We start from the raw sequence: 26,630 nt of genomic DNA, 5'->3' as shown, positions 1-26,630 counted from the left end.
AGCTTGCTGGGGATGCACTCTACCTTTTGATTAAATTCTCTATGCGCATCAGCTTCTTTGCTTCTCTTCTTGCGTTCAGCGCGTTGGTCGGCTGTGCCCGATCTCCCGTCGCACCTGCGCAGCCGGAGCCGGTGACACGCATCATGGTGATCCCCGTAGCTCCAATCGCCAAGATGTACACCGAGAACAAGAGCATCCCGCTCGGCGTCTTGTGGCAGTCACTGGCCGACCGCATCAAGAGCTCGGACTTCGACAAGCGCATGGAAGCAGTGCGTAAAGACATGGGGCCCAAGCTGACGGCTGCGCTGGTGCGTGAACTGACCGCTCAGGGTTATGACGTGCAGGCGCTCGAAGGGGTTGTGAGACCTGCGGACTCGCCGGACAGCATCGACTATTCGCGCTTGCCGACGAACGATCCCGTCTTGCACATCTATCTCAACGAGGTCGGCATGTATTCCGCTCGTTTCTCGCTGGACTACGTCCCGCGCGTCAACCTGAGCGCTTTCCTCTTGCACCCATCGAGCGGGGATGAGATTTATGGCGAGGACATTCGCTATGGCGCTGACGCGGATGGAAGCACGTCGGGCAGCATTCCGGCAGACCCTCGTCATCACTGGTCGAGTTTCAACGAACTGTATGACCGTCCGCAGCAGGTTGCGCAGAGCTACGACGTCGCGGTCGATGCTTTGGCAGCAAAGATCGCTGCAAACATTAGAGAAAAAACTACGCCGGTGCCCAAGGCCGCGGTCACCGTCCGTTGACTACGTGAGTCTTGGCCATCAACTTGGTCAAGTAGAGAGGGAGTTTGATTTGAAGCGCAACACGTTGGCTGCTGTCATGGCGGCCGGTCCACTGCTAGCCTTGGCCCAGCAGTCTCCTACCACGCCGCAACCCTTCGTCGAACAGCAGCGCCAACAAGAGCGCGAGCGTGCGCTGCGCGAGCAGAACGAGCGCACCGTCGACCAGCGCCCGCAGGCCGCTCCGCCAGCGCCGGTGCAACGCATCCCTGAGACCGAGTCTCCATGCTTCCGCATTGACCGCGTGCTGTTGCTTGGTGAACAGTCCGAATCCTTCCAATGGGCCGTTGCCGATCTGTCAGGCCCCGAGGGCAATAATTCGCCAGTTGGCCGCTGCCTCGGTACGACTGGTGTCAATGTGGTCCTCGCGCGCGCGCAGCAAGCCGTCATCGCACGCGGTTTCGTCACCACCCGCGTTCTCGCTGCGCCGCAGGATCTCTCTGCTGGCACGCTGACCCTCTCGCTGGTGCCCGGCCGCATTGCAGCCATTCGGACAACGCCCGACTCTTCGTCCACGCTGCTCGGCAACTCCGCCTTGCTGGCCACAGCCATTCCCGCACGCCCCGGCGATCTGCTGAACCTGCGCGACATCGAGCAAGGCCTGGAGAACCTCAAGCGCGCCCCCACCGCCGAAGCCGACATCCAGATCGAGCCCTCGACTGCCCCCAACGCCAAACCCGGCGACAGCGACCTCGTCGTCAAGTACGTCCAATCCAAGAAGTGGCGTATTGCACTGAGCCTCGACGACAGCGGCACCGAAGCCACAGGCCGCTACCAGGCCGGCGCCACCCTGTCGCTGGACAATCCCTTCGGCCTGAACGACCTGTTCTACGTCAGCGCCAACCACAACATCAACAACCGCGTCTTCGGCGACCCGGCCAAGGGCACCGAAGGCCAGACCGTTCACTACTCGCTGCCTTACGGCTACTGGCTCCTGGGCTTCACCGCCTCCAATAGCCAGTACCACCAGAGCGTGGCCGGCCTGAATCAGGACTACGTCTACGCCGGCAAGTCAAACAACGCCGAGGTCAAGCTCTCGCGCCTGCTCTACCGCGACCAGAGCCGCAAGACGACGGTGGCGGTCAAGGGCTGGCGCCGCGAGTCGCGCAACTTCGTGGACGACACCGAGGTCGAGGTGCAGCACCGCGTGGTCGGTGGCTGGGAGTTCAGCCTGAACCACAAGGAGTTCATCGGCGAGGCGACGCTCGAAGGCACGCTGGCCTACAAGCGCGGCACCGGTGGCTTCGGTTCGCGCGCTGCGCCGGAAGAAGAGTTCGGTGAGGGCACTTCGCGTCTGAAGCTGTACACGGCCGATGTCACTCTCAACGCGCCGTTCAAGCTCGGCGAGCAGAAGATGCGCTACTCCGGCCTGATCCGCGCCCAGTGGAACCGCACGCCGTTGACGCCGCAAGACCGCTTCGCTATCGGCGGGCGCTACACGGTGCGCGGCTTCGATGGCGAGACGAGCCTGATGGGCGAACGCGGCTGGCTCATCCGCAACGACATCGGGTGGGCCATGGGGCAGAGCGGGGCGGAGCTGTATGCAGGCATGGACTACGGCCATGTTGGCGGACGGTCGACGATTGATCTTCTGGGCCGCAGCCTTGCCGGCGCAGTCATCGGCGTGCGCGGCCAGTGGAGCAAGCTGAGCTACGACTTCTTCGTCGGTGCGCCGATCAGCAAGCCCGAGGGATATCGCACTGCGAAGGTGACGCTCGGCTTCAATCTGAACGCAAGTTTTTAACTAGGGGAATTTCAGTGAGAGCAACGAAGGAAGAGGCGCGCGTGAAAGTTGTTGCCACGCGATTCGCAGGGCTGGGCATTGCGCTCCTGTTGTCCGCATGCGTGACTCAACCACCGCTCAACGCGAGCCAGCCAGGCGAAGCGGCCGCCTCGGCGCCCGCCCTGAGCAGCTATGCGGCGCCCGATGGCATCGTGCCTGTGGGCAAAACGCAGGTGCGTTTGCGTGGCAAGTCCTATCCCGAAGACTTCGAGCCGTTGCGAGTGGTGCGCCGCGATCACACGGGCAATGCCGTTGCCGCGCAGGTGGCGCTTCGCGTCGGTGTCTCGGCCATCGTGGGGAGACCTGTGATCGGTACGGTGCAGGGCTTCTCCAAGGATGATCTGGTCGGTGACCCGGTTCCGGAACTCGTGGGCCAACCATGGGCCACCAACCCGGGCTTGAAGGATTTGCCTGAAGTGCTCGGTGAGGTCGCCACCCGCGTGTATGCAGCCCGGGCGTGGGCTGAATTGGAGCGCGGCCGTCGCGAAAGCGGATGGACGCGTGAAGACATGGAGTCTGCGGCGCAGTTGCCGGCCGAGGCCGATGCACCGATCAATCCTGGCGTGTGGCGACTGGTCTATGAGAATCTGTCGGGCACCGACGAGTTGTATCGCCTGCAGTTCAGCGCCGGGCTGGCCTTGGCGAGCCTGCGGTTCGGCCTTCCGCCAATTCCAGCCAATTGCTCCTATCGTTCCGAGCCGGCAGATTGGGCCGCCTGGCGGGCCGACAATTGGCAGCGCATTCGCGAGGAACGCGCCAAGGCTTTGGCGCAGTGTGTCGATACGCTTGTGCAAACCAAAGCAAGGCTGTGGTGACGGACGCTTCTTCGCACTCCTGCGAGTTTTCGAGGTGTGCTCCGTTTAGTGGGCGGTAGCCGTTGTCATCCGCCGCAGCAGCGGCTGCCTCGCCAACACCTCCTCGCACGGCCCATGGTCAATTGCACGTCCAGCCTCCATCAGCACCACAGTGTCGAACCGCTCGAGCAAACTCAGCCGGTGGACCGACGCGATCAGGCAGGCATCCGGAAACGCATCGGCAATGCGCCCGAGCACGCGGGCTTCTGTGCTGGCATCAAGCGCACTGGTCGGCTCGTCGAGCAGCAGCAGCGAGCTGCCTTGCGCCGCGAGCACGCCGCGCGCAAGGCACAGCCGCTGTCTCTGCCCGCCTGAAAGATTGAAGCCTCGCTCCGACACGGCGGTGTCGAGGTCGCCGTGGTTCGCCTTCAGCACTTCGTCAAAAGTGCTTGTGTGCAGCGCGGCCTGCAGGAGCGTGTCGTCGCGCGGTTGGCCGAAGGCGAGGTTCTCGCGCACGCTGGCTTCGAACAGTTCTGTTTCCTGCGGGATCAGCGTGGCGAGCCGGCGCAGTTGTGCCCAATCGACGGGCTGACCGTCGAGCAGCAGCGTGCCGCTGTCGGGCGGATAGAGCCCGGCCAGCACGCGCAGCAGGGTGCTCTTGCCGCCTCCGCTCGGGCCGACGAGGGCGACGCGTTCGCCGCGGCGCAGTGTCAGCGCCACGTTGTGCAGGCCACTCCGCACGGGCTCGGCAACCCCGGGTTCTTCTTCGGCCGAAGCGCCGCGTGGCGCATAGCGCCATTGCAGCGCCTGGATGCTCAACTGCCGCCACGGCGCATCGGCCTCTATCCGCTCTCGCTCGGGCACCTGCTCGGGCGGCGTGGCCATCGCTTCGTTTCCCGATGGCGCCTGCCAGATCGGCTCGGCGCTGCTGTAGTCCGTGTGCATGCGCGCGAAGAAGCTGAAGTTGGCTGCGACCGAAGTCACGACGCCGGCGGCCTGCTGCGCGTATTGATAAATCATGAACACCGCACCCAGCATCACGGCCTGTCCGGGCGCGCGCGCCTGCCACACATAGATGACCACCAGCCCCCAGGTCAGCGCCAGCCCCATGAGGTCGACGGCGAACCACTTGCCTTCGTTGAGAACCACGGTGCGCTTCAGCGGCAGCGAGATCGCGGCCATGCGTCGCCGCAACAGCAGCCGCGAAGCACCCTGCAGGCGCAGGCCGATCACGGTCGAGGCATTGCCCAGGAAGTCGAGCAGCACAGCCACATAGCGCCGGTCGGCATCGTTCTCGGCGCGCGCGAGCTTCATCAGCGCGCGGTCGATGCGCACGATGACGAGGCCGATCAGCACATACCCCGCGAGCGCTGTCACGCCACTGGTGCGCGACAGCAGCGCCAGCGCGACCAGCGGGCCGACGAAGTTGACGGCGTTGGTGAGCCAGATGAACTGGTTTTGCGCGAAGTCCGACAGCGCGCGGCCGGCTTGATGCACGCGGTGTTGCAGCTCGCCGGAGTGGTGGTCATCGTGCCAGGCGAGAGGTGCGGCTGCGATGCGTGCGTACAGCTGGTCGGCGAGTGTCTCGCGCACCTTCACGCCGACGTTGCGTTCGAGAATGCGGCCCGGGCCGTGCAGCACCCATGCGCCAACGGCCACCCCGACCAGTGCCGCGATCCAGTGGCCGGCTGTGTTCAGCTCGCCGCGCTGCAGTGCGTTGATGGCCTGCCCCGCGAGGTACGGCAGCGTGAGGCGGATCAGCTGCGAAGCTGCAAGCAGCGCAGTGGCCGCCAGCAGCTGTCCGCGCGCGCCTTCCGCAAAGTGCCACAGGGCGGCATAGAGCTCGCGGATGGCGTTGCCGGGGCCGGTCTTCTTGTTCGTCTTGTCGCTGGCCTGCATGCGTGTCAGCCCGCCTTGCGGAATGTGAGGTTGATGCGCGTCGCGCCCAGCAATGGGTGCGGCTCGTCTTTCAGGGGCAGCACGCCGTGGTAGCGCAGCCGGTCTTCGCCACCCCAGGCCACGACGTCGCCGTGCACCAGCGGTACGCGCACCGTCTTGTCGCTGCGCGCATGCCCGCCGAACAGAAAGACGGCGGGCATGCCGAGCGACACCGAGACGATGGGCGCGCCGTAGTCGTGCTCGTCCTTGTCCTGGTGCAGCGACAGCCGCGCGCCCGGCGCGTAACGGTTGATCAGGCAGGCATCGGGTGCGAAGCCGTCGAAGCCGGCCGTCGAGGCTGCCTCGCGCGCCAGTCGCGTGAACGGCTCGGGCATGGCGGGCCAGGGCTTGCCGCTATCGGGGTCGGTGGCGCTGTAGCGGTAGCCGCGCCGGTCGCTGGTCCAGCCGAGCGCACCGCAGTTGGTCAGCGCGACGGACATGGTGAAGCCGCCCGGTGTGACGAGGTGGCGGAAGGGCGCGCGTTCCGCCAGCGTTTCGATGGCCGGCAGGAGCGCGTCGGCGAAGGGCAGGGCGAAACCGGGCAGCACGAAGGCGCCGGGGCCGAGCCGTTCAAGCGCCTCGCGCGGCGGGTCGTCGAACAGTGAAAGGGTGGGGGATCCGCCGCTACGGGAGTTTCGGGAGCTCGTCGTTGAGTTCATGCCCCTCGATCTTTGCCGAAAAGCCGCCTCGGCCCCAATTCGCCGGAGCTCCCATGTTCGGGTGATGTCGTTTGGCGGTGTTGCACTTAGCCTCGGCTCCCCAGTCATAAGTAGTGCTTAGGGTTTCAATTCTTGAAACTGCGCAATAAAAGGAATACGGTGTGCTCATCATGGACAGCGCTCGACTTCCCCTCAGCGTTCCAGAAGGCTGGACGGGTTGGTTCGAACTCATGCGCACGCCGAGCGGCACCTATGCCGGCATTTGCGAGTTGAGTCTGCGCGGCATTCCGCGCTGCGCCCTGGTGATTACCCAGCAGCTGACATGGGACGCGGCGATCGAGCGGGCAACGCTGCGGGCGGACCATTTCGTCAGGCAATGGGGGCCGGCGCGCGAGCATTGAACTGAACGCGTGCGGCGGCACAGCAAGGTCGGCAGGCGCGTGGTAGAAACCGCGAGCCTTTCGATCCACGCTCCAACCCACGCCTCGTCGTTCCAATGCCGAACTCTCCTTGTCGGGCTGCTGACAGACCGCGCGCCCGGTGGCTGTCGTGGCTGCTGCTCGGCATCGTCGCGCTGTGCATGGCCGGCTGCGCCGGACTGCCCGTCGACGTGCAGCGCAAACCCTCCGTCGCAATCAATGACGGCTCGGATACCACGCTCGGCCGCCTTGTGAAGGCGGCTTCTCCGCCCGGCGAGCCGCTGAGCGGGTTCAGGCTGCTGCCGATGCCGCAGTTCTCGCTGCACGCGCGCATCGAGCTTGCGCGTCGCGCGCAGCGCTCCATCGACGTGCAGTACTACCTCGTGCAGAACGACGAGACCGGCCGCTACCTGCTGCGCGCCCTGCGCGACGCGGCCGACCGCGGCGTGCGCGTGCGGCTGCTGGTGGACGACCTTTACACCGCCGGCGCCGACCCGCTCTTCGCCAGCTTCGCCTCGCATCCGAACGTCGAGGTGCGGCTCTTCAACCCGTTCCCCGCGGGGCGCGACCGCTTCGGCACGCGCTGGGCCTGGTCGATCCTCGACTTCGACCGCGTGCACCGCCGCATGCACAACAAGCTCTACGTGGTGGACAACACCATTGGCGTGATGGGCGGGCGCAACATGGCCAACGAGTACTTCCTGCGCGACGGGGGCTCGAACTTCATCGACATCGACACGCTGGTGGCCGGCGCCGTGGTGCCCAAGCTGTCGTCGCTGTTCGACATGTACTGGAACAGCCCTTATGTGTACCCCATCGAGTCGCTGGTGCCGCCCACCGGCGAAACCCCGCGGCAGCTGCGCGAGCGCTTCGACCGGCTGACCTCCGGCCCCGACCAGCTGCACCCCGAAGAGCCCGACTCCACCGACCTGCTGGGCAACAATCCGCTGGCCAAGGACCTGGACGCGGGCGCGCTGAAGCTGGTGTGGGCCCGCGCCGAGGCATACGCCGACCCGCCTGCCAAGGCGCTCGGGCCGACCGAAGAAGCGCGTGGCCTGCCCGCCGACGAGTCGAAGGACAGCGTGCTCTACAACGTGCGGCGCTACGTGCGCGGCGCCGAGAACGAGGTCATGCAGACCACGCCCTACCTGATTCCGGGCCGCGGCGGCATGGAGACGATCCGCCTCGTGCGCGGCAACGGCGTGCCCTACACCATCGTCACCAATTCGCTGGCGGCCACCGATGAGTCGCTGGTGCACATCGGCTACCGCCGCTACCGCCCCGAAATGCTGCGCCTGGGCGTGGAGCTGTACGAGCTGAGCCCCAAGCGGGTGGAGCAGACCAAACGCTTCGGCATGTACGGCTCGGCCAGCGGGCGGCTGCATGGCAAGTCGGCGGTGGTCGATCGCAAGATCGTGTTCATCGGCTCGATGAACTTCGACCCGCGCTCGATGCTGCACAACACCGAGGTCGGCATCTTCATCTTCAGCCCGCAGATTGCGCAGCAGCTCACCAGCCTGATCGGTTTTCTCCGGCTGGACGGCGCCTACCAGCTGCAACTGGGGCCGACGGGCGCCATCGAGTGGGTGAGCCCGGCCTCGGGGGACGCGGCCGACACCATCCTGCACCAGGAGCCCGAAACGGACTTCTGGTCGCGCTGGAAGCTGGAACTGCTGGCGCCGCTGGTACCCGAGAGCCTGCTCTAGCCAGCATCGGCCCGCATCCTCAAAACAGAGGATGGTGAGGAAGGGAGGGGCACAGAAGAATCGCAACGCTCGTGTTACGAGTTGATTCTTTTGTTTGCCCTTTCACCTGAAAAACCATCCATGAAAACAAACTTCGCGACCGCCGAGGCTTCCAGCCCGCTTTTCTTCAAGACGACGCGTTCCGCATGCGCAGTGGCGCTCCTGATCTCGCTCGCAGCCTGCGGCGGGGGTGGGGGCGGCGGTGGCGGCGGGTTCGCCGGCTTCCCGGCCGCGGGCGGCGGCAACCCGCCGGCCAGCGATCCGCCGGCCGCATCCACGCCGGTTACGTTTTCGGGCACCGCAGCCTCCGGCCTGCCTCTGGTGGGTACCGTCACCGTCAAGGACGCCAAGGGCGTTACCAAGACCGTGGCACTGGTCGACGGCAACTACAACATCGACGTGAGCGGCATGACGGCGCCTTTCGTCTTTCGCGCCGAAGGCACGGTGGGCGGCGAGCGCACGGTGATCCATTCGGCCGCGACCGCCGCGGATGCCAACGGCACCATCAACATCACGCCGCTGACCGACCTCGTGGTGGCCAATATCGCCGGCCGGCTGGCCGAGCAGTATTTCGACGGCGGCGAGTTCGCCTCGCTCACGGCCGACGAACTCAAGGCCGAATCCGACGGCCTGAAGGCCAAGCTGCTGCCGGTGCTGCTGGCGCTGGGTGTGGATGCCAGCATCGACCTGTTGCGCACCGCCTTCACGCCGCTGTCGAGCGCGTTGGACAAGGCGCTCGACGTGCTGCGCGTGAGCGTGGACCCGGCCACCAACGTGGCAACCATCACCAACATCGTCACGCAGCAGCAGATTGCCGACGACCTGGCAGTGAAGGCTGCGGCCGAGACCTCCACGACGCCGCTGAGCGGCGACGGCATGGGCACGGCGGCGGACGACATCACGCTGATCCGCAAGGTGCTGTCGGACTTCGTGGGCAAGTTCGCGAACGGGCTGCCCGCGCCGGCCGAATTGCTGCCCCTCATGACCGACGGCAGCAATCCCGCCACCGGAACCTACGGCTTCCGGTCCTCCGACCTGAACGCGGCGCAGTTCGCCGGCGACGCGGCGTCGGACCCCAGCCTCGTGGGCGCGAGCTTCACGGACGTGGTCATCCAGCGGATCAACTACACCATCGACGCGAACAACACGAGCCCGCGCGCGTATGTCGAATTCACGCACAAGGACAAGAACGGCGTCGCCTTCAGCAACAACCAGGGCATGCAGATTGTCAAGGGCACTGACGGCACGTGGCGCCTGCGCGGCGACGGGCGCGTGCTGGACATCAACCCGCACATCCACTCCACCAAGGAGAAGGCGACGGGTTGCGTGAGCAGTTCGCTGCAGTTCGCGATTCAGGACACGAACACCGGCAACAGCGGCAACGTCGCCTCGGTTGTCGTTACCGGGCCGGGGCTGCCCGCGGGCGGCTTGCGCCACATGCGTCCTTCGGGCGGCGGCGATTGGCCGATCCAGGGCTCCCCCAACAACAACTATTACTACCTGACGTCGAACTGCAGCGGCCTGTCGACCGCCGGCCTGAGCGACAGCGCGATCGCGGCGATTTCCGCCACGCCCGAGTACACCTTCACGGCCTACGAAAGCGACGGCTCGACGGTGGCCAAGTTCAGTGGTTTCGACATCGTCTACAAGCATCGCTTCCATGGCCGGCCGATGACGCTGGCGGAGGCGGCAGCCGCAACTTACCCGGGCTTCTCGACCACGCCAGCCCTCGCGTCCTACGCAGGAGGCAGCGACTTCGCCGTCAGCGCCACGGACCTGAACCCCGGCTTCGCCGCGGAGTTCTTCCTGAATCTGGCGTCCGGCCCTTCTGCCGGTGCGCAGGACCGGGCCGACGTCGCGCCGTCGGCTGCGGGTACGGCTTCGAAGACTTTCAATCTGCCGGCGCAGGGTTCCGTCGTCTTCAGGAACATGTACGTCAGTACGTACGACGCCAACTGGCGCGAACTGGCGCTTCGCGACCAGAACTGAGGCCCCGGGGCACCCCTCAAAGCCGAAAGCCCCCGTGAGGGGGCTTTTTCATGGGCACGGCGCCAGCAGGCGGGCTGCTGCGCGGAGGCTACTGCTGCAGCCGTCCGCTGAGGTACGGCTCGGGGTCGACGGCCGTGCCGTTCTTGCGGATCTCGAAGCGCAGCTTCACGCGGTCGGCATTGCTGCGGCCCATTTCGGCGATCTTGTCGCCCTGGCGCACCACCGCGTTTTCCTTCACGAGGATGGTCTGCACGTGCGCGTAAGCGGTAAGGAAGGTCTCGTTGTGTTTCACGATGACCATGTTGCCGTAGGCCGGCAGTTCGCCGCCCACGTACACCACGCGGCCATCGGCCGAAGCGACGACCGGGTCGCCGAGGTTGCCGGCGATGTCGATGCCCTTGATGCGGTCGCCGTCGAAGCGGGCGATGGTTGCGCCGTTCGCGGGGCGGATGAACAGGGCTGCCGGGCGTTGCTGGACCGGTGGCGGCTTGACCGCCGGGGCCGGCCACGGGGTGTTGAGGTCGACCGTGGAGCAGGCCGCGAGGCTCGCGGCAAGCAACGCTGCGGCGCCGGTACGTAAAACAAAAGTCTGAAGGTGCATGGCGCTCTGTTGGAACGGGTTCGTTGCGGAGGGTTCCTGCGGTCTGGCTCGCCGGGCGGGCCAAGCGGCAGATGCTAGCAAACTCATGCGTCGGCGCTCGAAGAGCAACCCGGCGCGAAGTGGCCATTGAAGGCCGGCCGAGGCTATTTCAGCGGGATCGGCGTACCGCGGTCGATGGGCACCGCCGTCACGCTGTTCTTGGGCGAACCGTCGATCAGCAGGTCGGAGTAGGTGAGGTAGACCAGCGTGTTGCGCTTTGCATCGACCATGCGCACCACACGCAGGCGCTTGAAGAGTACCGACAGCCGTTCGCTGTAGACCTCTTCGCGCTTGGGCAGCGGCTGCGTGATGCTCACGGGGCCGACCTGGCGGCAGGCAATGGAGGCCTCCGACTTGTCCTCGGCCACGCCGAAGGCACCGGCCAGCCCGCCGGTCTTGGCGCGCGAGACATAGCAGGTAACGCCAGTGACCTTGGGGTCGTCGTAGGCCTCGATCACGATCTTGTGGTCGGGCCCGATGAGCTTGAATGCGGTGTCGACGTCGCCCACCGTCTCCGCGTGTGCCGTCGCGGCCAGGATGAACCCGAAGCCGAGCGCGGCGCGAAGCAGGGTGGAGCGAAGCGTCATGGGTGTGTGCGGTTTTTTCAAACGATGTCGATCGTGTGGACGCGGTCGAAGCTGCCTCGCCGCCGGTCCTCGAAGTAGTGCTCGAGCGTTTCGCGCACGGTGCGAAAGGCGATCTCGTCCCAGGGAATTTCTTCTTCGGTGAAGAGCTTCGCCTCGATGGTCTCGTGGCCCGGATCGAACTTGTCGTCGAGCAGGCGGGCGCGATAGAACAGGTGCACCTGGCCCACGCGCACCACGCTGATGACGGAGAACAGCCCCTCCATCACGTAGTTGGCACCGGCCTCTTCGTCGGTCTCGCGAGCCGCGCCCTGGGCGGTGGTTTCCTCGAGTTCCATGAAGCCGGCCGGCAGCGTCCACTTGCCCCAGCGCGGCTCGATGTTGCGCTTGCACAGCAACACCTTGTCGCCCAGGACCGGAATGGTGCCGACCACGTTCAACGGGTTCTCGTAGTGGATGGTGTGGCAGGCCGGGCAGACGGCGCGCTGCTTGGTGTCGCCGTCGTCCGGCACGCGGTAGACCACCGCGGTGCCACAGTTCTTGCAGTGCTTGATGGGTACGCGCAGGAGCATGAAACCGGCCGCCGTCTTCAGACGACCTTGACGGTCAACGTCGGCAGGCCCGCGACTTCGCCCACGAGCGTGTCGCCTGCCACCACGGCGGCCACGCCTTCGGGCGTGCCCGTGAAGATCAGGTCGCCGGGCTGCAGCTCCCACGCGGCTGACAGGTGCTCGATGGTTTCGGCTACGTTCCAGATCAGCTTGCTCACGTTGCTGCGCTGGCGGTCGGTGCCGTTCACCTGCAGCGAGATCTCGGCCTTTTCGGCGTCGCCGGCCTGCGCCACGGGCACGATCGGCCCGATGGGCGCGCTCTGCTCGAAGCTCTTGCCGATGTCCCAGGGGCGGCCCTGTTTCTTCATGTCGTTCTGCAGGTCGCGGCGCGTCATGTCGAGGCCGACCGCGTAGCCGTAGATGTGCTTGTGCGCATCGGCGGCCGCAATGTTCTTGCCGCCGGTGCCGATGGCAACCACGAGTTCGATCTCGTGGTGCAGGTTCTTCGTGAGCGTGGGGTAGGCCATGGTGCCGGTCTGGCCCGCATCGACCGCCACCAGCGCATCGGCCGGCTTCATGAAGAAGAAGGGCGGCTCGCGGCCGGTGAAGCCCATTTCCTTGGCGTGATCTTCGTAGTTGCGGCCCACGCAGTAGATGCGGTGCACCGGAAAGCGGGCGGGCTGGCCGGCCACCGACACCGAAACGGTGGCGGGCGGGGCGAAGACAAACTCGGAAGCCATTTCGACGTGTCCTTTTTCAGCGAAACCTAAGCGGGAGACCGGCAGTGTGCCAGAGGCGGGAGGCTCACAATAGGCGCCTGTCTTGTCTTATCTCCCCCGTGCCTTCCCGCATCCGTTCATTTCGACCATGCCCATCCGAATCGGCAAAGCCGGCAAAGCCAACGCCCTCAACGAACTCGGCCGCCAGCGCGACGAGGAGGGCGACCAGGACGGCGCGCTGCAAGCCTATGCCCAGGCCAGCGCCGTGCATCCGTACTGGTCGGCCCCCTGGTACAACGCCGGCCTCATCCACAAGTACCGCGGCGACTGGGCCGCCTCGCTGCAGGCCAACGCCCGGGCCGTGCAATGCGAGCCGCGCAACGAAGGCGCGATATGGAACCTGGGCATCGCCGCCACGGCGTTGGGCGACTGGGCGACGGCGCGCAGCGCCTGGCGGCAGTACGGCATCGAGGTGGCGGACGGCGAAGGCCCGGTCGATCTTTTCATCGGACTCACGCCCATTCGCGTGCACGGCGACGAGGCCAGCGAAGTGGTGTGGGCCGACCGCATCGATCCGGCTCGCGCCATCCTGCGCAACGTGCCCACGCCGGACTGCGGCCACCGCTACGGCGACCTCGTGCTGCACGACGGCGCGGCCAACGGCTACCGCCTGCGCGGCGACCGCGAGGTGCCGGTGTTCGACGCGCTCGAACTGATTGCGCCGTCGGACTATTCGACCTACGAGGCCACCGTCGAGGACGCGACCAGGGAAGACATCGACGCGCTCGTCCAGCGCTTCGAGGCCGCCGGCGCCAGCGCCGAGAACTGGACCACCAGCATGCAGATGCTCTGCCGCGCCTGCTCCGAAGGCCGCCCCTTCGGCGAGGGCCAGCACAACCACGCGGCCGGCGAGGAGCCGGGCACGCTGGGGCCATGGCGCATCGGCATCGCCGCGCGCGAGGAGGCGGCCGCGCGCCGCATCCTCGACGAATGGCGCAACGCCATCTCCACCACATCACCCAAGGCCACGCTGCACGACTTCCGCTGCGTGCTTGCGGCCACGCCCCGCTCCTGAGGGAGCGCTATGCTTGAGAAATCATGAAGCTGCATAACTATTTCCGCTCCTCCGCCTCGTTCCGCGTGCGCATCGCCCTCAACCTGAAGGGCCTCGATTTCGATTACGTTCCCGTGCACATCGCGCGCGGCGACCATCGCACCGGTCCTTATTCCGCCATCTCGGCCGACAGGCTGGTGCCGCTGCTCGAAGACGAGGGCGAGCGCTTCTCGCAATCGATGGCCATCATGGAATACCTCGACGAAGTGCACCCCGAGCCGGCGCTGCTGCCGAGCGACCCGGTGGGCCGCGCCCACGTGCGCGCACTGTCGCAGTCGATCGCCTGCGAGATCCACCCGCTCAACAACCTGCGCGTGCTCAAGTACCTGGTGAAAGACCTGAAGCTCGACGACGAGGCCAAGAACGCCTGGTACCGCCACTGGGTGCGCGACGGCATGCTGGCCTTCGAACGCCAGCTTGCGCAGTACCCCGCCGGCATCTACTGCTGGGGCAACACGCCCACCATGGCCGACTGCTGCCTGGTCCCGCAGATCTTCAACGGCCGCCGCTTCGACTGCGACTTCAGCGGCCTGCCGCGCACCATGGCCGCCTTCGAGGCCTGCATGGAGCTCGACGCCTTCCAGCGCGCGCAGCCCTCGCAGGCGCCCGACGCGGAGGCCTGAGCCTCATGAACGAGCGCTGGCTCGTGCCCGACTGGCCTGCGCCGCCGAACGTGCGGGCCGTGTGCACCACGCGTGACGGCGGGGTTTCGCGGGGGCGCTATGAGAGCCTGAATCTCGGTGATCACGTGGGCGATGAACTCGCGCTCGTGGCAGAGAACCGGAACCGTTTGCGCATGGCCATCGGCGCGCGCCCCGTATTCCTGCAGCAGGTGCACGGCACTGGCGTCGTCGCACTCGATGCCGCACAGGACGTGGTACGCGACGGTACTGCTGCCGATGCCTGCACGGCTACGGCGGCCGGTCTGGCCTGCACGATCATGGTGGCCGACTGCCTACCCGTGCTCTTCACCGATGAAGAAGGCCGCCGCGCGGCGGCTGCGCACGCCGGGTGGCGCGGGCTTGCGGGCGGGGTGCTCGAACAGACCGCCAAGGCTTTCAAGGTGGATGGCGCGGCCCGGGTCATTGCCTGGCTGGGCCCCTGCATCGGCCCCAAGGCGTTCGAGGTCGGCCCGGAGGTCAAGGCAGTCTTTGAAGCGCATGCGCCCGAAGCGGCATCCTGCTTCAGGCCTGCGCCGGCGACCGGCAAATGGCTGGCCGACCTGCCCGCATTGGCACGCCAGCGGCTGCGCGCGGTGGGCATCGAAGCCGTTCACGGCAACGACGGCAGCGACGGCTGGTGCACCGTCGGCAACCCGTCACGGTTCTTTTCGCACCGGCGCGACGGCGTCAGCGGCCGCTTCGCTGCCCTGGTCTGGAAGGTCTGAGCCCGCGCCTTGCGATGCGGCCTCTTCGGCCGCGGCACGCCGGGCGGCTTCCTGCGCTTCGACCTCGCGCTGTTTGATCGCGCGGCGCCGCGCAGGCGTGCCCATCAGGTAAACCACCAGTGCCACCGGCGCCAATCCGTACAAAAGAAATGTGAAGATGGCGCCCAGCACCGTGCCGTTGGTGTTGGTGGCTTCGGCCACCGCCATCATCACGGCGACATACAACCAACCGATGACGATCAGATGGATAAACACGAGAAGTTTCAGTTGGTAAGCAAAGGGGGCGGCGTTGTGAGTGCCTTGTGAATGCAGGATACTCAAAACACGCAAGCCATCCGTATCGTTTCAGGCGAGGACCAGGAGACATGATGAAGCAACAAGCCACGGGGGCCGATGCGTTCGCGCCCTTTCAGCAGGCACTTTCAGAGGGATGGAGCAAGGCGCTGGAGTCGTTCCAGCAGTCCGTCGCACAGGGCACCGTACCGGGGGCTTCGGCCTTCAACGTCGGCGGGACGCCGCTATGGCAATTGCCGCAGGGCGCAAAGATGCCCGAGCTGCCCAAGTTCTCCATCGACCCCGAAAAACTCCAGTCCATCCAGCAGCAGTACCTGGCGGAAGCCACAGAACTCTGGCGCCAGGGCTTCGCCGCCAAGCCTGAAGGCGACAAGCGCTTTGCCGGCGATGCCTGGGGCAACAACCCGCTGTCGGCCTTCTCGGCGGCCGTCTACCTGCTCAACGGCCGCACCATGCTCGGCATGGCAGAGGCCATCGACGCCGACGAAAAGACCAAGGCGCGCATGCGCTTCGCAGTCGAGCAATGGATGGCCGCCTCGGCGCCCAGCAACTCGCTGGCCTTCAATGCCGAAGCGCAGAAGAAGGCCATCGACACGCAGGGCGAGAGCATTGCAAAGGGCATCCAGAACCTGCTGCACGACGTGAAGCAGGGCCACCTCAGCATGACCGACGAGAGCGCCTTCGAAGTTGGGCGCAACGTGGCCACCACCGAAGGCGCCGTGGTGTTCGAGAACGAGTTCTTCCAGCTGCTCGAATACAAGCCGCTCACGCCCAAGGTGTACGAGCGGCCGTTCCTGCTGGTGCCGCCGTGCATCAACAAGTTCTACATCCTCGACCTGCAGCCCGAGAACTCGCTGATCCGCTATGCGAACGACCAGGGCCATCGCGTGTTCGTGGTGAGCTGGCGCAACCCTGATGAATCGATGGACAAGGCCACCTGGGACGACTACATCGAGAACGCCGCCATCAAGGCGATCCACACGGTGCAGGAGATCAGCGGCAGCAAGCAGATCAACACGCTCGGCTTCTGCGTGGGCGGCACCATCCTGAGCACCGCGCTCGCGGTGCTTGCGGCGCGCGGCGAGAAGCCGGCCGCGTCGGTCACGCTGCTGACCACCTTCCTCGACTTCAGCGACACCGGCATCCTCGACATCTTCGTGGACGAGACGATGGTGGCGTACCGCGAAATGCAGCTCGGCAAGGGTGGCCTGCTTCCGGGCGGCGACCTGGCCTCGACCTTCAGCTTCCTGCGGCCCAACGATCTTGTGTGGAACTACGTGGTCGGCAACTACCTCAAGGGCGAGACGCCGCCCCCCTTCGACCTGCTGTACTGGAACAGCGACGCCACCAACCTGCCGGGTCCGTTCTACGCCTGGTACCTGCGCAACACGTACCACGAGAACAAGCTCGCCAAGCCGAATGCACTCACCGTATGTGGCGAGAAGATCGACCTGGGCAACATCGACATTCCGGCCTACATCTACGGCTCGCGCGAGGACCACATCGTGCCCATTGGCGGCGCGTATGCCTCCACGCAACTGCTGCCGGGCAAGAAGCGCTTCGTCATGGGCGCGTCGGGCCACATCGCCGGCGTGATCAACCCGCCGGTCAAGAACAAGCGCAGCCATTGGATCCGCGACGACGGCAAGTTCCCGAAGACGCAGGCCGAATGGCTTGTCGGCGCGCAGGAGCATCCCGGCAGCTGGTGGACCGACTGGGCACAATGGCTCAAGGGGCACGCGGGCAAACAGGTCCCCGCGCCCAAGGCGTACGGCAACGGCAAGGCTTACAAAGCCATCGAACCGGCGCCGGGACGCTACGTCAAGGCTCGCGCCTGACCTTCGCTTCGCTACACCTCGATTTCAAATCACTTCAACGGAGAACCTCATGGAAGACATCGTCATCGTTTCGGCAGCACGCACGGCGGTCGGCAAGTTCGGCGGCTCGCTCGCCGGCATCTCGGCCACGGAGCTGGGTGCGATCGTGATCAAGGAAGTGATTGCACGCGCCAACCTCACGGCCGAGCAGGTCGGCGAGGCCATCATGGGCCAGGTGCTCGCGGCCGGCGCGGGCCAGAACCCCGCGCGCCAGGCATGGCTCAAGAGCGGCGGCGCCAAGGAAACCCCCGCGCTCACCATCAACGCCGTGTGCGGCTCGGGCCTGAAGGCAGTGATGCTGGCGGCGCAGGCCGTTGCCACGGGCGACAGCGAAATCGTCATTGCCGGCGGCCAGGAAAACATGAGCGCCGCGCCGCACGTGCTGCCCAACTCGCGCAACGGCCAGCGCATGGGCGACTGGAAGCTGGTCGACACCATGATCGTGGACGGCCTGTGGGACGTCTACAACCAGTACCACATGGGCATCACCGCCGAGAACGTGGCCAAGAAGTTCGGCATCGACCGTGCCGCACAAGACGAACTGGCACTCGGCAGCCAGACCAAGGCCGCCGCCGCGCAGGACGCTGGCAAGTTCAAGGACGAGATCGTCGGCGTGAGCATTCCGCAGAAGAAGGGCGACCCCATCGTCTTCAACCAGGACGAGTTCATCAACCGCAAGACCAGCGCCGAAGGCCTGGCCGGCCTGCGCCCCGCCTTCGACAAGGCTGGCGGCGTGACGGCGGGCAATGCCTCGGGCCTGAACGACGGCGCAGCAGCCGTGATGGTGATGACGGCCAAGAAGGCCGCCGCCCTCGGCCTGAAGCCGCTGGGCCGCATCGCCAGCTACGCCACCGCCGGCCTCGACCCCGCCATCATGGGCATGGGCCCGGTGCCCGCATCGACCAAGGCGCTGCAGCGCGCCGGCTGGAAGGCCGCCGACCTCGACCTGCTCGAGATCAACGAAGCCTTCGCAGCACAGGCCTGTGCCGTGAACCGCGAAATGGGCTGGGACGTGAACAAGGTGAACGTCAACGGCGGCGCCATCGCCATCGGCCACCCGATCGGCGCGTCGGGCTGTCGCATCCTGGTGACGCTGCTGCACGAAATGCAGCGCCAGAACGCCAAGAAGGGCATTGCCTCGCTGTGCATCGGCGGCGGCATGGGCGTTGCGCTGACCATCGAGCGCTGAGAAGGCGCGAATAAACCTGCTGCGCACCCCGATCTCGCATCTGCGGTCCTCACCGTACCTGGGTACGGCTCCGGTCCTCGACGCGACCTCAGGGCGCTCGCGACGGTTTCTTCACACCTTCTCTGCCGACGGGCCCCACGGCCCGTCGCTCAGCGCGACATCGACGGCCGCTGCGCCATCGCCGCGCGCCAGCGCAGCAACTCGGGGTGCTGTTCCCCGGGCTTGACCCGCACCACGCGGGCGAAGTCCACCGCCACCACGGCGGTGATGTCGGCAATGCTGAACTGGTCGGCGGCGATGAAGTCGCGACCGGCCAGCCGCTCATTCAGCGTCTCGAAGAACTGATGCACCCGTGCCAATCCGCGCTGCGCCAGTTCGGGAATCTGGGCGTAGTTCACCGGCCCGGGCAGCGCCCGATCGGCCATGGCCGGCGAGCCGTTGCGCAGCGTCTCGGCAATGGCCAGCAGGCCTTCGAATTCGATGCGCCAGTTCCAGCTGGCGATCTCGGCTTTTTCCTTTGGCGTGCTGCCCATCAGCGGCGGCTGCGGGTAACGGGCCTCCAGCCAGGCAGCGATGGCGGCGTTATCGGTCAGCAGCAGACCGTCATCGTCATCGGTGCGTAGTGCCGGCACGGTGCATTGCGGGTTGATCGCGCGGTAGGCATCGCCCATTTGCTCACCACGGGCGAGGTCTACCTGCACGGTCTCATGGGCAATGCCCTTCTCGGCAAGCAGGATGCGCGCGCGCCGCGGGCTGGGTGCGGTAGCGCAGTCGTAGAGAATGATCATCGTCCGTCCAACTCCTGGAACTCATCGCATGAATGGCACGACAGCCTACACGCCGCCCACCGTCTGGTCCTGGAACAAGGAAAGCGGCGGCCGCTTCGCGAACATCAATCGCCCGATCGCGGGTGCCACCCATGAGAAGGACCTGCCGGTGGGGAAGCATCCGCTGCAACTCTATTCGCTGGCCACGCCCAACGGCGTGAAGGTCACGGTGATGCTGGAAGAACTGCTGGCGCTGGGCCATACCGGCGCTGAATACGACGCCTGGCTGATCCGCATCAGCGATGGCGACCAGTTCGGCAGCGGCTTCGTGGCGGTGAACCCGAACTCCAAGATTCCCGCGCTGATGGACCGCAGCGGCGACACGCCCATTCGCGTGTTCGAGTCGGGTGCGATCCTGCAGTACCTGGCCGAGAAGTTTGGCGGCGCCTTCCTGCCGACCGAGCGCGCGGCCCGCGCCGAATGCCTGTCGTGGCTGTTCTGGCAGATGGGCAGCGCGCCATACCTCGGCGGCGGCTTCGGGCACTTCTATGCCTACGCGCCCACGAAGATCGAATACGCGATCGACCGCTTCGCCATGGAGACCAAGCGCCAGCTCGACGTGCTCGACCGCCGGCTGGCCGAGAGCCGCTACCTGGCGGGCAACGACTACACCATCGCCGACATGGCTGTCTGGCCCTGGTACGGCGCGCTCGCCAAGGGGCAGCTCTACGAATCGGGCGAGTTCCTGCAGGTGAGCGAGTACAAGAACGTGCTGCGCTGGGCCGATGAAATCGCGAAGCGTCCGGCAGTGCAGCGCGGCCGCATGGTCAATCGCGCATGGGGCCAGCCGAACAGCCAGCTGCACGAGCGCCACGACGCCAGCGACTTCGAGACCCGCACCCAGGACAAGCTCGAAACGCCAACCTGAGCGCAGGAGCAACAACGATGAGCGACAAGATCCTGGTCTTCTACGGCTCGTACCGCTCCGATCGCATGGGCGTGCGCCTGGCGGACTACATCGTCGCCGGGCTTCGCGCGCGTGGCGACGATGCGGAGCTGATCGACGCGAAGGCTGTCGACCTGCCCATGCTCGACCGCATGTACAAGGAATACCCGAAGGGCACCGCGCCCGCGGCCATGGAAGCCCTGGCCGAAAAGATCCGCACGGCAGACGCCTTCGTCTTCGTCACCGGCGAATACAACTGGGGCCCGCAACCCGGCTTGAAGAACCTGACCGACCACTTCCTCGAAGAGTGGTTCTGGCGGCCCGCGGCCGTCGCGAGCTATTCGGCAGGGCGCTTCTCCGGCGTGCGCTCGGGCACGGTGTGGCATTCGATCCTGTCGGAGATGGGCATGGTCGTGGTGTCGAGCACGCTCGCGGTCGGGCCGATCTCGCAGACGCTGGATGCAGCAGGCAAGCCGACGGGGCCTGCGGGCGAATCGCTGGAGCGCTCGTTCGGCCGGTTCGCGGACGACCTGGCGTGGTGGACCGAGGCCGCGCGGGCGCAGCGGGCGCGCAAGGCGCCGCCGTACTAATGTTCATGAGCGTGCGCTGGCAACTCGTTGCCGTTCTTGCATTTCTGCTGTCGGGTTGCGTTTCCTTCCCGACGCGGTATGCCACGCTCCAATGCAGTTGCCGCGCAGATACGGTGCCGGTGCACCGGATTTCATTGAATGTACCAACCGGGACCTGGGCGATCTCGGGCCATAGCGGCTTCCTCTACGGGGAAGTCGCGTGGTTGTCGATCCGGTTGCCCGAAAAGCCAATCGTCCCTGCGCGCTACGAAGCTGGGCAGATTGTTGTCATCGATGAGAGTCCATATCCCTCAGTCACCGTGTTGGTCACGGGCGGCGATGTGCGGGTCGATCCGCAGCAAAGGGAAGTGACGGTCTCGCTTCAGACCGCCGCCGGCGCGTTTTGGGCGAACGGGGTCTACCCCCTTCGCTAGCGGATTTCTGCGGAACCGTCCGTGGCTGGCGCTCGCCCCCGGACCATCTTGTTCACCGCTGAAATTTTGGGCAAAGTGTGGAATCTCATTATAAAACAACAGCTTGCATACCTTTTACAAGGCTCCGCATGAGTTACCCCCAAAGTTGTGCACAGAAAATGGGGACGACATCAGACTTTTCGCAATCGCGTGCAAGTTGCTGATTCAATGACGTTTTCTGCCCACCGGAAATCGCGAAAAAGTTCTCTTCGCAGCCACTTTCGGGCCCATGTGGGCTGTTTTGCCCGCCAAGGTTGTTCACCGCCCAAATTTTGAGCAAACTAAGGAATACCCTTGTAAAACAATGACTTAAATCTGTTTTACAAGGCTCCTCATGAGTTACCCCCAAAGTTGTCCACGGAAAATGGGGACTGGATCGACTTGTTCAGCAAACGCATGCAAGTCGATGTTTTTGGGCACCGCGCTCAGTTCTCTTCGGCCAGTTGCCCGGCGTAGTGCCGGCACAAGGTTTCGACCAGCGCCTGCGCATAAATGGGCAGTGCCGCCCGGTCTCGCACCAGCAGATACCGCTCCCGCACGCACCACGCATCGCTGAGGTCGATCAGCGCGAGCTGCATGCTTTCCTGGTTGCGCCGCGCAGCCGATTCCGGCACCACGCCGATGCCCACGCCGCTGCCGATCATCCGGCACATGGCGTCGAAGCTGCCGAGCTGGATGCGCAGCTTCTGCCGCTTGTCGGTGATCTGCGCCAGGAAGGTCTGCAGCGTGCTGCCCTGCTGCATGCCGATGGCGTCTTCGTCGAGCGTCTCGGCGAATGAAATCTTCCGGCGCCTGGCGAAGCGGTGCTTGCGCGAGGTGACGAGCACCAGCCGGTCGGTGCTGAAGTGGATGGCCTCCAGCCCCAGCGTGTCGACGCGGCCGGCGACGATGCCGATGTCGGCGCGGCCGTCGAGCACGCCGCGCGGGATCTGAGCATTCGGTTTTTCCTGAAGGTCGACGTTGATGCGCGGGTTGTGCGCCAGGAAGCCCGGCAGGATCTCGGGCAGGAAGTCGGTCACCGCCGTGGTGTTGGCGAACACGCGCAGATGGCCGCGCAGGCCGCCGCCGTATTCGAGCAAATCGTCGCGCAGTTGCTCCGTTTGATGCAGCACGAGGCGAGCGTGATGCAGGAAGGCTTCTCCCGGAGGCAGCAGCCGTACGCCGCGGGCCTCGCGCTGCAGCAACTGCAGGCCGGCCTGCGTTTCCAGCGCCTTGATGCGCGCGCTGGCGGCAGCCAGCGACAGGTGCTGGCGCTCGGCGGCCCGCGTGAGGTTGCCGAGTTCGGCCGTGGCCACGAACAGCCGCAGGTCGGTGAGGTCGAAAAGCATCGAGCGATGCTAGACCCTCCCAGGCCCCAAGCCTTCGGAATTCCAGAAGGCTGGGTTCCGAAATCGCAGATTGCGCGCAGGGGGAGGGCGAACGACCATGCGGCCATGGAGACACAACACATCATGAGATTTCGCGCCTTCGCACTGCTGGCGTTCGCAGCCGCCGCCGCGGCACTGGTCCAGGCCGGCCCGGCACGCGCCGAGGCTTATCCCTCGCGCCCCGTCACGCTGGTGGTGCCGCAAGCCGCCGGCGGCACCAACGACATCGTCGGTCGCCTCGTGGGCCAGAAGCTCGGCGAAGTAATGAACAACGCCAGCGTGGTGGTCGACAACCGGCCCGGCGCTGGCGGCAACATCGGCACGCAGCTGGTGGCCAAGGGGCCGAAGGACGGGTACACGCTGCTCATGACCATCAGCAGCAGCCAGGCCATCAACCCGGCGCTGTACAAGAACCCGGGCTTCGACCCGGTGAAAGACTTCAAGCCCGTCGGCCTCGTCGGCGCGGTGCCCAATGTGCTGCTGGTCAACCCCACGTTCCCGGCGAAGAACTTCGCCGAGTTCCTGAAGCTCGCGCGGCAGAAGGGCGCCAACTACCAGTACGCCTCGGCCGGCAACGGCACGCTCAACCACCTGCTGGGCGAAATGCTCAACAGCATGGCGGGCATCTCGCTGCAGCACGTGCCGTACAAGGGTGTCGCACCAGCGCTCAACGACGTGCTGGGCGGGCAACTGCCGATCGTGTTCGCGAGCCTGCCTTCGGCTCTTTCGCACATCAAGGCCGGCAAGCTGCGCGCGCTGGCTGTGAGCGGCGACAAGCGCTCGGCCGTGCTGCCCGACGTGCCCACCATCGCCGAGGAGGTGCCCGGCTACAACGGCACGCTGTGGATCGGCCTGTTTGCGCCCGCGGGCGTGCCGGCCGATGTGCTGGCGACATTGCAGGACGCCACGCGCAAGGCGCTGGCCTCGAAGGACCTGCGCGACAAGCTCGACCAGCAGGGCGTCGAAATTGCAGCGCCCACCACGCCCGATCAATTTTCGAAACTGCTGCAGGACGACCTCGCCAAGTGGGCGCGCATCGTCAAGGCCTCCGGTGCCGCAGTCGATTGAATGAAGCAAGACATGCCCAACGAAACTCCCACGACACCCTCCGTGATCGACAGCGAAGCACTGGCGAAGCTGCAAGCCTGGCAAGGCCGCAGCGAGACGCTGGCCGACGACATCACCGCCGCGCCCGTGCGCGCTCTCTCCGCCACGCTCGATCGCGACGATGCCCTGCCCGAAGCCGGCACGCGCCTGCCCGAGCTGTGGCATTGGCTCTACTTCCTGCCGCACCACCGCCAGTCCGAAATCGGCGAAGACGGCCACGCTAGGCGAGGCGGCTTCCTGCCGCCCGTGCCGTTGCCGCGCCGCATGTGGGCCGGGGGGCGGCTTGCCTGGGAGCCCGGCAACCCGCTGCAGGTCGGCGACAGGATCGAGCGCACCTCGACCATCGCATCGGTCACGCACAAGGCGGGCCGTACCGGCGAACTGGTCTTCGTGCTCGTGCGCCACGAGGTGCGCAACGAGCGCGGCCTCGCGCTGACCGAGGAGCACGACATCGTCTACCGCGCCGCCGCGCAGCCAGGTGAAGCGGGCCCGCCACCCACGCCCGCGCCGAAGGACGCCGCCTTCAGCCGCGACATCGTGCCCGACGACGTGCTGCTGTTCCGTTATTCAGCGCTCACCTTCAACGGTCACCGCATCCACTACGACCGCCGCTACGTGACGCAGGTCGAGGGCTATCCGGGCCTGATCGTGCACGGCCCGCTGATAGCGACGCTGCTGGTCGATCTGCTGCGCCGCAACGTGCCGGGCGCGCAGCTCGCGCGCTTCGAGTTTCGCGCGGTGCGCCCGACTTTCGACATCGCGCCGTTCCGCGTGCACGGCAAGCCCGGTGCCGACGGAAAGACATTCAGCCTTTGGGGCGAAGACGCCGACGGCTGGCTCACGATGCAGGCCACGGCCGTGCTGGCCTGAGGGGAGAACCGACACATGACAAGACCCCTGGACGGCATCACCGTCATCTCGCTCGAGCACGCGATTGCCGCGCCGTTCTGCACCCGCCAGCTGGCCGACCTCGGCGCGCGCGTCATCAAGGTGGAGCGCCCCGAGGTGGGCGACTTCGCGCGGGCCTACGACGCCCGCGTGCACGGCGAGGCCTCGCACTTCGTGTGGGTGAACCGCTCGAAGGAAAGCCTCACGCTGGACCTGAAGCAACCCGCCGCGCTCGCCGTGCTGCAGGAGCTGGTGGCCGATGCCGACGTGCTGGTGCAGAACCTCGCGCCCGGCGCCGCCGCGCGCATGGGGCTCGGTGCGCAGGTGCTGCAGGCGAAGCACCCGCGGCTCATCGTCTGCGACATCTCGGGCTACGGCGAAGACGGACCGTACCGCGACAAGAAGGCCTACGACCTGCTGATCCAGAGCGAGGCGGGCTTTCTGTCGGTCACGGGCACGCCGGACGATCCGTGCAAGTCGGGCAATTCCATCGCAGACATTGCGGCGGGCATGTACGCATACACCGGCATCCTCGCGGCGCTGCTCCAGCGCGGCAAGACCGGCAAGGGCTCGCACATCGATGTGTCGATGCTCGAATCGCTCGCGGAGTGGATGGGCTACCCGATGTACTACGCCTACGAAGGCGCGCCGCCGCCGCCGCGCAGCGCCGCTTCGCACGCGACCATTTATCCCTACGGGCCGTTCCCCGCCGGCGATGGCGGCACCGTGATGCTGGGCCTGCAGAACGAGCGCGAGTGGCGCACCTTCTGCGAGAAGGTGCTGCTGCAGGCAGGGCTTGCGACCGACGCCCGCTTCGACAGCAACGCACGGCGCAATGAAAACCGCGAGGCCCTGCGCGCGATCATCGTCGAGACCTTCGGCGCGTTGAGCACGGCACAGGTGCTGGAGCGGCTCGACACGGCGCAGATCGCCAACGCCCGCATGAACGACATGGCTGGCCTGTGGGCGCATCCGCAGTTGCAGGCGCGCGAGCGCTGGCGGCAGGTGGGTTCGCCAGCGGGCGAGATTCCGGCCTTGCTGCCGGCTGGTCGGCAGAGTGCGTTCGACTACCGCATGGACCCGATTCCGGCGGTCGGTGAGCACACCGAGGCGATCCTGCGCGGCCTCGGGCGCAGCGAGGCGGACATTGCGGCGCTGCGCGAGGCGAGGGCGGTGTGAGCGCGCTCGCCCTGGCACGCGCCTTTCTCTTCGTGCCTGCCGACCGGCCCGAGCGCCATGCGCGCGCGCTGGCCACCGGGGCGGGCGGCGTGATCGTCGATCTGGAGGATGCGGTGGCGCCCGAACGCAAGGCGGCGGCGCGCGAGGCGCTCGCCACCTCGTTCGCCGCGCTGCCCGTCGCCGACCGGCAACGCCTGCTGGTGCGCGTCAATGCCGCCGGCACACCGTGGCATGACGATGACTGCGCGCAAGTCGGCGCGCTGGTGGCACAAGGCCTGATTGCGGGCGTCGTGCTGCCCAAGGCGGAGCGAGCGGCCGACCTGTCCCGGTTGGCCGGGGCCGTCGGTCCGCAGGGCGTGCTGGTGCCGCTGATCGAATCGGCCGCGGGCCTGGCGGCAGTCGATGAAATCGCGGCTGGCCTGCAGGTGCTGCGGCTCGCGTTCGGCAATCTCGATTTCCAGGCCGATATCGGCTTGGCCTGCGACGCGGACGAAGCCGAACTCGTGCCAGTGCGCCTCGCATTGCTGCTCGCCTCGCGCCGCGCCAACCTTCCCGCGCCCATCGACGGCGTGACGCCCGACTGGCGCGACGCCCAGCGGCTGGCCGCCGACACCGCACGCGCCCGGCGCGGCGGCTTCGGCGCCAAGCTGTGCATTCACCCCGATCAGGTTGCGCCGGTGCATGCCGCGCTGGGCCCCAGCGCTGATGAACTGGCGTGGGCCCGTCGCGTGGTCGACGCCATTCGAGCATCGGGCGGCGGCGTGGTCAGCCTCGACGGGCGGATGGTCGACGCGCCCGTGGTGCGCCTGGCCGAACGCCTGCTGGCGCTCGAAGACCAGCCGGCGCCCTGACAGA

General features: G+C 66.4%; 27 protein-coding genes. 18 read left to right on the top strand and 9 right to left on the bottom strand.

The window, feature by feature from the left end:
* Positions 1-41: 41 nt before the first annotated feature.
* The 3 genes from ACZYSP_RS28955 to ACZYSP_RS28945 all read left to right on the top strand — a co-directional run bounded on the left by ACZYSP_RS28955 (position 42) and on the right by ACZYSP_RS28945 (position 3,395).
* Positions 42-761, top strand: coding sequence for a hypothetical protein (locus tag ACZYSP_RS28955; RefSeq protein ID WP_256216935.1), 720 nt, complete (start codon positions 42-44; stop codon positions 759-761).
* A 76-nt stretch (positions 762-837) separates the two neighbouring features.
* Positions 838-2,541: a ShlB/FhaC/HecB family hemolysin secretion/activation protein gene (locus ACZYSP_RS28950; RefSeq protein WP_093080459.1), complete on the top strand. Its 1,704-nt coding sequence runs from the start codon at positions 838-840 to the stop codon at positions 2,539-2,541.
* 41 nt (positions 2,542-2,582) lie between these two features.
* On the top strand, positions 2,583-3,395 hold the full coding sequence (locus ACZYSP_RS28945) for a hypothetical protein (RefSeq protein WP_093080255.1): 813 nt from the start codon (positions 2,583-2,585) through the stop codon (positions 3,393-3,395).
* Positions 3,396-3,440: 45 nt separating this feature from the next.
* On the opposite strand, the gene ACZYSP_RS28940 is transcribed toward ACZYSP_RS28945, so the two are convergent.
* Together ACZYSP_RS28940 and alkB are read right to left on the bottom strand one after the other, a co-directional pair.
* The gene (locus ACZYSP_RS28940) at positions 3,441-5,273 is read right to left on the bottom strand and encodes an ABC transporter ATP-binding protein (protein WP_093080258.1); all 1,833 of its coding nucleotides are present in this window, start codon (positions 5,271-5,273) and stop codon (positions 3,441-3,443) included.
* Between the two features lie 5 nt (positions 5,274-5,278).
* A complete protein-coding gene (gene alkB / locus ACZYSP_RS28935) occupies positions 5,279-5,971 on the bottom strand; it encodes a DNA oxidative demethylase AlkB (RefSeq protein WP_093080260.1) in 693 nt (230 codons plus the stop codon).
* A 170-nt stretch (positions 5,972-6,141) separates the two neighbouring features.
* Here alkB and ACZYSP_RS28930 point away from each other — a divergent pair, with 170 nt between their 5' ends.
* The 3 genes from ACZYSP_RS28930 (at position 6,142) to ACZYSP_RS28920 (ending at position 10,124) form a co-directional block, all read left to right on the top strand.
* Complete coding sequence (locus ACZYSP_RS28930; protein WP_093080462.1) at positions 6,142-6,372, top strand: hypothetical protein; 231 nt, start codon at positions 6,142-6,144, stop codon at positions 6,370-6,372.
* Positions 6,373-6,467: 95 nt separating this feature from the next.
* The gene (locus ACZYSP_RS28925; RefSeq protein ID WP_093080263.1) at positions 6,468-8,096 is read left to right on the top strand and encodes a phospholipase D family protein; all 1,629 of its coding nucleotides are present in this window, start codon (positions 6,468-6,470) and stop codon (positions 8,094-8,096) included.
* Between the two features lie 120 nt (positions 8,097-8,216).
* On the top strand, positions 8,217-10,124 hold the full coding sequence (locus ACZYSP_RS28920) for a hypothetical protein (RefSeq protein WP_093080265.1): 1,908 nt from the start codon (positions 8,217-8,219) through the stop codon (positions 10,122-10,124).
* An 88-nt stretch (positions 10,125-10,212) separates the two neighbouring features.
* On the opposite strand, the gene ACZYSP_RS28915 is transcribed toward ACZYSP_RS28920, so the two are convergent.
* The 4 genes from ACZYSP_RS28915 to ACZYSP_RS28900 all read right to left on the bottom strand — a co-directional run bounded on the left by ACZYSP_RS28915 (position 10,213) and on the right by ACZYSP_RS28900 (position 12,639).
* The gene (locus ACZYSP_RS28915; protein WP_093080268.1) at positions 10,213-10,725 is read right to left on the bottom strand and encodes a murein hydrolase activator EnvC family protein; all 513 of its coding nucleotides are present in this window, start codon (positions 10,723-10,725) and stop codon (positions 10,213-10,215) included.
* 143 nt (positions 10,726-10,868) lie between these two features.
* Complete coding sequence (locus ACZYSP_RS28910) at positions 10,869-11,351, bottom strand: CreA family protein (RefSeq protein ID WP_093052660.1); 483 nt, start codon at positions 11,349-11,351, stop codon at positions 10,869-10,871.
* A gap of 17 nt (positions 11,352-11,368) precedes the next feature.
* Positions 11,369-11,920 carry an NUDIX hydrolase gene (locus tag ACZYSP_RS28905; RefSeq protein WP_093052657.1) on the bottom strand — a complete coding sequence of 184 codons (552 nt, stop codon included), beginning with the start codon at positions 11,918-11,920 and terminating at the stop codon, positions 11,369-11,371.
* Between the two features lie 17 nt (positions 11,921-11,937).
* Positions 11,938-12,639 (bottom strand): fumarylacetoacetate hydrolase family protein, encoded by a 702-nt coding sequence (locus ACZYSP_RS28900; protein WP_093080270.1) that lies wholly within the window; start codon positions 12,637-12,639, stop codon positions 11,938-11,940.
* A 127-nt stretch (positions 12,640-12,766) separates the two neighbouring features.
* Here ACZYSP_RS28900 and ACZYSP_RS28895 point away from each other — a divergent pair, with 127 nt between their 5' ends.
* Genes ACZYSP_RS28895 through pgeF form a run of 3 tightly spaced genes read left to right on the top strand, consistent with a single transcriptional unit; the run spans position 12,767 to position 15,119 of the window.
* Positions 12,767-13,693 (top strand): tetratricopeptide repeat protein, encoded by a 927-nt coding sequence (locus tag ACZYSP_RS28895; protein WP_093052649.1) that lies wholly within the window; start codon positions 12,767-12,769, stop codon positions 13,691-13,693.
* Positions 13,694-13,716: 23 nt separating this feature from the next.
* Positions 13,717-14,355: a maleylacetoacetate isomerase gene (gene maiA / locus ACZYSP_RS28890; protein ID WP_093080273.1), complete on the top strand. Its 639-nt coding sequence runs from the start codon at positions 13,717-13,719 to the stop codon at positions 14,353-14,355.
* 5 nt (positions 14,356-14,360) lie between these two features.
* A complete protein-coding gene (gene pgeF / locus ACZYSP_RS28885; RefSeq protein ID WP_489017920.1) occupies positions 14,361-15,119 on the top strand; it encodes a peptidoglycan editing factor PgeF in 759 nt (252 codons plus the stop codon).
* Here the strand turns inward: pgeF and ACZYSP_RS28880 are convergent.
* Entirely contained in the window at positions 15,051-15,374 is a 324-nt protein-coding gene (locus ACZYSP_RS28880) for a hypothetical protein (RefSeq protein WP_093080278.1), read from the bottom strand. The two genes, pgeF and ACZYSP_RS28880, sit on opposite strands and share 69 nt — an antisense overlap.
* Before the next feature lie 113 nt (positions 15,375-15,487).
* On the opposite strand from ACZYSP_RS28880, the gene phaC reads away from it, so the two are divergent.
* Positions 15,488-17,251, top strand: a complete 1,764-nt coding sequence (gene phaC, locus ACZYSP_RS28875) for a class I poly(R)-hydroxyalkanoic acid synthase (RefSeq protein WP_093053196.1) — start codon at positions 15,488-15,490, stop codon at positions 17,249-17,251.
* Positions 17,252-17,300: 49 nt separating this feature from the next.
* Positions 17,301-18,479 (top strand): acetyl-CoA C-acetyltransferase, encoded by a 1,179-nt coding sequence (locus ACZYSP_RS28870; RefSeq protein ID WP_093052636.1) that lies wholly within the window; start codon positions 17,301-17,303, stop codon positions 18,477-18,479.
* Positions 18,480-18,628: 149 nt separating this feature from the next.
* Here the strand turns inward: ACZYSP_RS28870 and ACZYSP_RS28865 are convergent, their stop codons facing one another.
* Complete coding sequence (locus ACZYSP_RS28865; protein ID WP_093080281.1) at positions 18,629-19,267, bottom strand: glutathione S-transferase family protein; 639 nt, start codon at positions 19,265-19,267, stop codon at positions 18,629-18,631.
* Positions 19,268-19,295: 28 nt separating this feature from the next.
* Here ACZYSP_RS28865 and yghU point away from each other — a divergent pair, with 28 nt between their 5' ends.
* The 3 genes from yghU to ACZYSP_RS28850 are packed head-to-tail and all read left to right on the top strand — an operon-like array spanning position 19,296 to position 21,195.
* Positions 19,296-20,174 (top strand): glutathione-dependent disulfide-bond oxidoreductase, encoded by an 879-nt coding sequence (yghU, locus tag ACZYSP_RS28860; RefSeq protein WP_093052630.1) that lies wholly within the window; start codon positions 19,296-19,298, stop codon positions 20,172-20,174.
* Between the two features lie 17 nt (positions 20,175-20,191).
* Positions 20,192-20,782 (top strand): NADPH-dependent FMN reductase, encoded by a 591-nt coding sequence (locus ACZYSP_RS28855; protein ID WP_093080283.1) that lies wholly within the window; start codon positions 20,192-20,194, stop codon positions 20,780-20,782.
* On the top strand, positions 20,782-21,195 hold the full coding sequence (locus ACZYSP_RS28850) for a hypothetical protein (protein ID WP_093080286.1): 414 nt from the start codon (positions 20,782-20,784) through the stop codon (positions 21,193-21,195). Before ACZYSP_RS28855 ends, ACZYSP_RS28850 begins: the two co-directional genes overlap by 1 nt.
* A gap of 464 nt (positions 21,196-21,659) precedes the next feature.
* Here the strand turns inward: ACZYSP_RS28850 and ACZYSP_RS28845 are convergent, their stop codons facing one another.
* Positions 21,660-22,562: a LysR family transcriptional regulator gene (locus ACZYSP_RS28845; protein WP_489017915.1), complete on the bottom strand. Its 903-nt coding sequence runs from the start codon at positions 22,560-22,562 to the stop codon at positions 21,660-21,662.
* A 123-nt stretch (positions 22,563-22,685) separates the two neighbouring features.
* Between ACZYSP_RS28845 and ACZYSP_RS28840 the strand changes: the two genes are divergently transcribed.
* Genes ACZYSP_RS28840 through ACZYSP_RS28825 form a run of 4 tightly spaced genes read left to right on the top strand, consistent with a single transcriptional unit; the run spans position 22,686 to position 26,626 of the window.
* Positions 22,686-23,669 carry a tripartite tricarboxylate transporter substrate binding protein gene (locus tag ACZYSP_RS28840; RefSeq protein WP_489017913.1) on the top strand — a complete coding sequence of 328 codons (984 nt, stop codon included), beginning with the start codon at positions 22,686-22,688 and terminating at the stop codon, positions 23,667-23,669.
* A 12-nt stretch (positions 23,670-23,681) separates the two neighbouring features.
* A complete protein-coding gene (locus ACZYSP_RS28835) occupies positions 23,682-24,578 on the top strand; it encodes an HTD2 family dehydratase (RefSeq protein ID WP_093080464.1) in 897 nt (298 codons plus the stop codon).
* Between the two features lie 15 nt (positions 24,579-24,593).
* A complete protein-coding gene (locus ACZYSP_RS28830; protein WP_093080294.1) occupies positions 24,594-25,775 on the top strand; it encodes a CaiB/BaiF CoA transferase family protein in 1,182 nt (393 codons plus the stop codon).
* Positions 25,772-26,626, top strand: a complete 855-nt coding sequence (locus ACZYSP_RS28825) for an HpcH/HpaI aldolase/citrate lyase family protein (protein ID WP_093052615.1) — start codon at positions 25,772-25,774, stop codon at positions 26,624-26,626. Before ACZYSP_RS28830 ends, ACZYSP_RS28825 begins: the two co-directional genes overlap by 4 nt.
* Positions 26,627-26,630 lie beyond the last annotated feature (4 nt).

The organism is Variovorax sp. F042, from assembly GCF_057814215.1.
Note: the sequence above shows the minus strand (reverse complement) of the source record. Positions and strands in the feature narration are given on the sequence as shown.

Excerpts from the sequence above, each read along its gene's own strand:
- ACZYSP_RS28955 (WP_256216935.1), top strand. The coding sequence starts at position 42 with ATGCGCATCAGCTTCTTTGCTTCTCTTCTTGCGTTCAGCGCGTTGGTC.
- ACZYSP_RS28950 (WP_093080459.1), top strand. The coding sequence starts at position 838 with ATGGCGGCCGGTCCACTGCTAGCCTTGGCCCAGCAGTCTCCTACCACG.
- ACZYSP_RS28940 (WP_093080258.1), bottom strand. The coding sequence starts at position 5,273 with ATGCAGGCCAGCGACAAGACGAACAAGAAGACCGGCCCCGGCAACGCC.
- alkB (WP_093080260.1), bottom strand. The coding sequence starts at position 5,971 with ATGAACTCAACGACGAGCTCCCGAAACTCCCGTAGCGGCGGATCCCCC.
- ACZYSP_RS28930 (WP_093080462.1), top strand. The coding sequence starts at position 6,142 with ATGGACAGCGCTCGACTTCCCCTCAGCGTTCCAGAAGGCTGGACGGGT.
- ACZYSP_RS28925 (WP_093080263.1), top strand. The coding sequence starts at position 6,468 with ATGCCGAACTCTCCTTGTCGGGCTGCTGACAGACCGCGCGCCCGGTGG.
- ACZYSP_RS28920 (WP_093080265.1), top strand. The coding sequence starts at position 8,217 with ATGAAAACAAACTTCGCGACCGCCGAGGCTTCCAGCCCGCTTTTCTTC.
- ACZYSP_RS28915 (WP_093080268.1), bottom strand. The coding sequence starts at position 10,725 with ATGCACCTTCAGACTTTTGTTTTACGTACCGGCGCCGCAGCGTTGCTT.
- ACZYSP_RS28910 (WP_093052660.1), bottom strand. The coding sequence starts at position 11,351 with ATGACGCTTCGCTCCACCCTGCTTCGCGCCGCGCTCGGCTTCGGGTTC.
- ACZYSP_RS28905 (WP_093052657.1), bottom strand. The coding sequence starts at position 11,920 with ATGCTCCTGCGCGTACCCATCAAGCACTGCAAGAACTGTGGCACCGCG.
- ACZYSP_RS28900 (WP_093080270.1), bottom strand. The coding sequence starts at position 12,639 with ATGGCTTCCGAGTTTGTCTTCGCCCCGCCCGCCACCGTTTCGGTGTCG.
- ACZYSP_RS28895 (WP_093052649.1), top strand. The coding sequence starts at position 12,767 with ATGCCCATCCGAATCGGCAAAGCCGGCAAAGCCAACGCCCTCAACGAA.
- maiA (WP_093080273.1), top strand. The coding sequence starts at position 13,717 with ATGAAGCTGCATAACTATTTCCGCTCCTCCGCCTCGTTCCGCGTGCGC.
- pgeF (WP_489017920.1), top strand. The coding sequence starts at position 14,361 with ATGAACGAGCGCTGGCTCGTGCCCGACTGGCCTGCGCCGCCGAACGTG.
- phaC (WP_093053196.1), top strand. The coding sequence starts at position 15,488 with ATGAAGCAACAAGCCACGGGGGCCGATGCGTTCGCGCCCTTTCAGCAG.
- ACZYSP_RS28870 (WP_093052636.1), top strand. The coding sequence starts at position 17,301 with ATGGAAGACATCGTCATCGTTTCGGCAGCACGCACGGCGGTCGGCAAG.
- ACZYSP_RS28865 (WP_093080281.1), bottom strand. The coding sequence starts at position 19,267 with ATGATCATTCTCTACGACTGCGCTACCGCACCCAGCCCGCGGCGCGCG.
- yghU (WP_093052630.1), top strand. The coding sequence starts at position 19,296 with ATGAATGGCACGACAGCCTACACGCCGCCCACCGTCTGGTCCTGGAAC.
- ACZYSP_RS28855 (WP_093080283.1), top strand. The coding sequence starts at position 20,192 with ATGAGCGACAAGATCCTGGTCTTCTACGGCTCGTACCGCTCCGATCGC.
- ACZYSP_RS28850 (WP_093080286.1), top strand. The coding sequence starts at position 20,782 with ATGTTCATGAGCGTGCGCTGGCAACTCGTTGCCGTTCTTGCATTTCTG.
- ACZYSP_RS28845 (WP_489017915.1), bottom strand. The coding sequence starts at position 22,562 with ATGCTTTTCGACCTCACCGACCTGCGGCTGTTCGTGGCCACGGCCGAA.
- ACZYSP_RS28840 (WP_489017913.1), top strand. The coding sequence starts at position 22,686 with ATGAGATTTCGCGCCTTCGCACTGCTGGCGTTCGCAGCCGCCGCCGCG.
- ACZYSP_RS28835 (WP_093080464.1), top strand. The coding sequence starts at position 23,682 with ATGCCCAACGAAACTCCCACGACACCCTCCGTGATCGACAGCGAAGCA.
- ACZYSP_RS28830 (WP_093080294.1), top strand. The coding sequence starts at position 24,594 with ATGACAAGACCCCTGGACGGCATCACCGTCATCTCGCTCGAGCACGCG.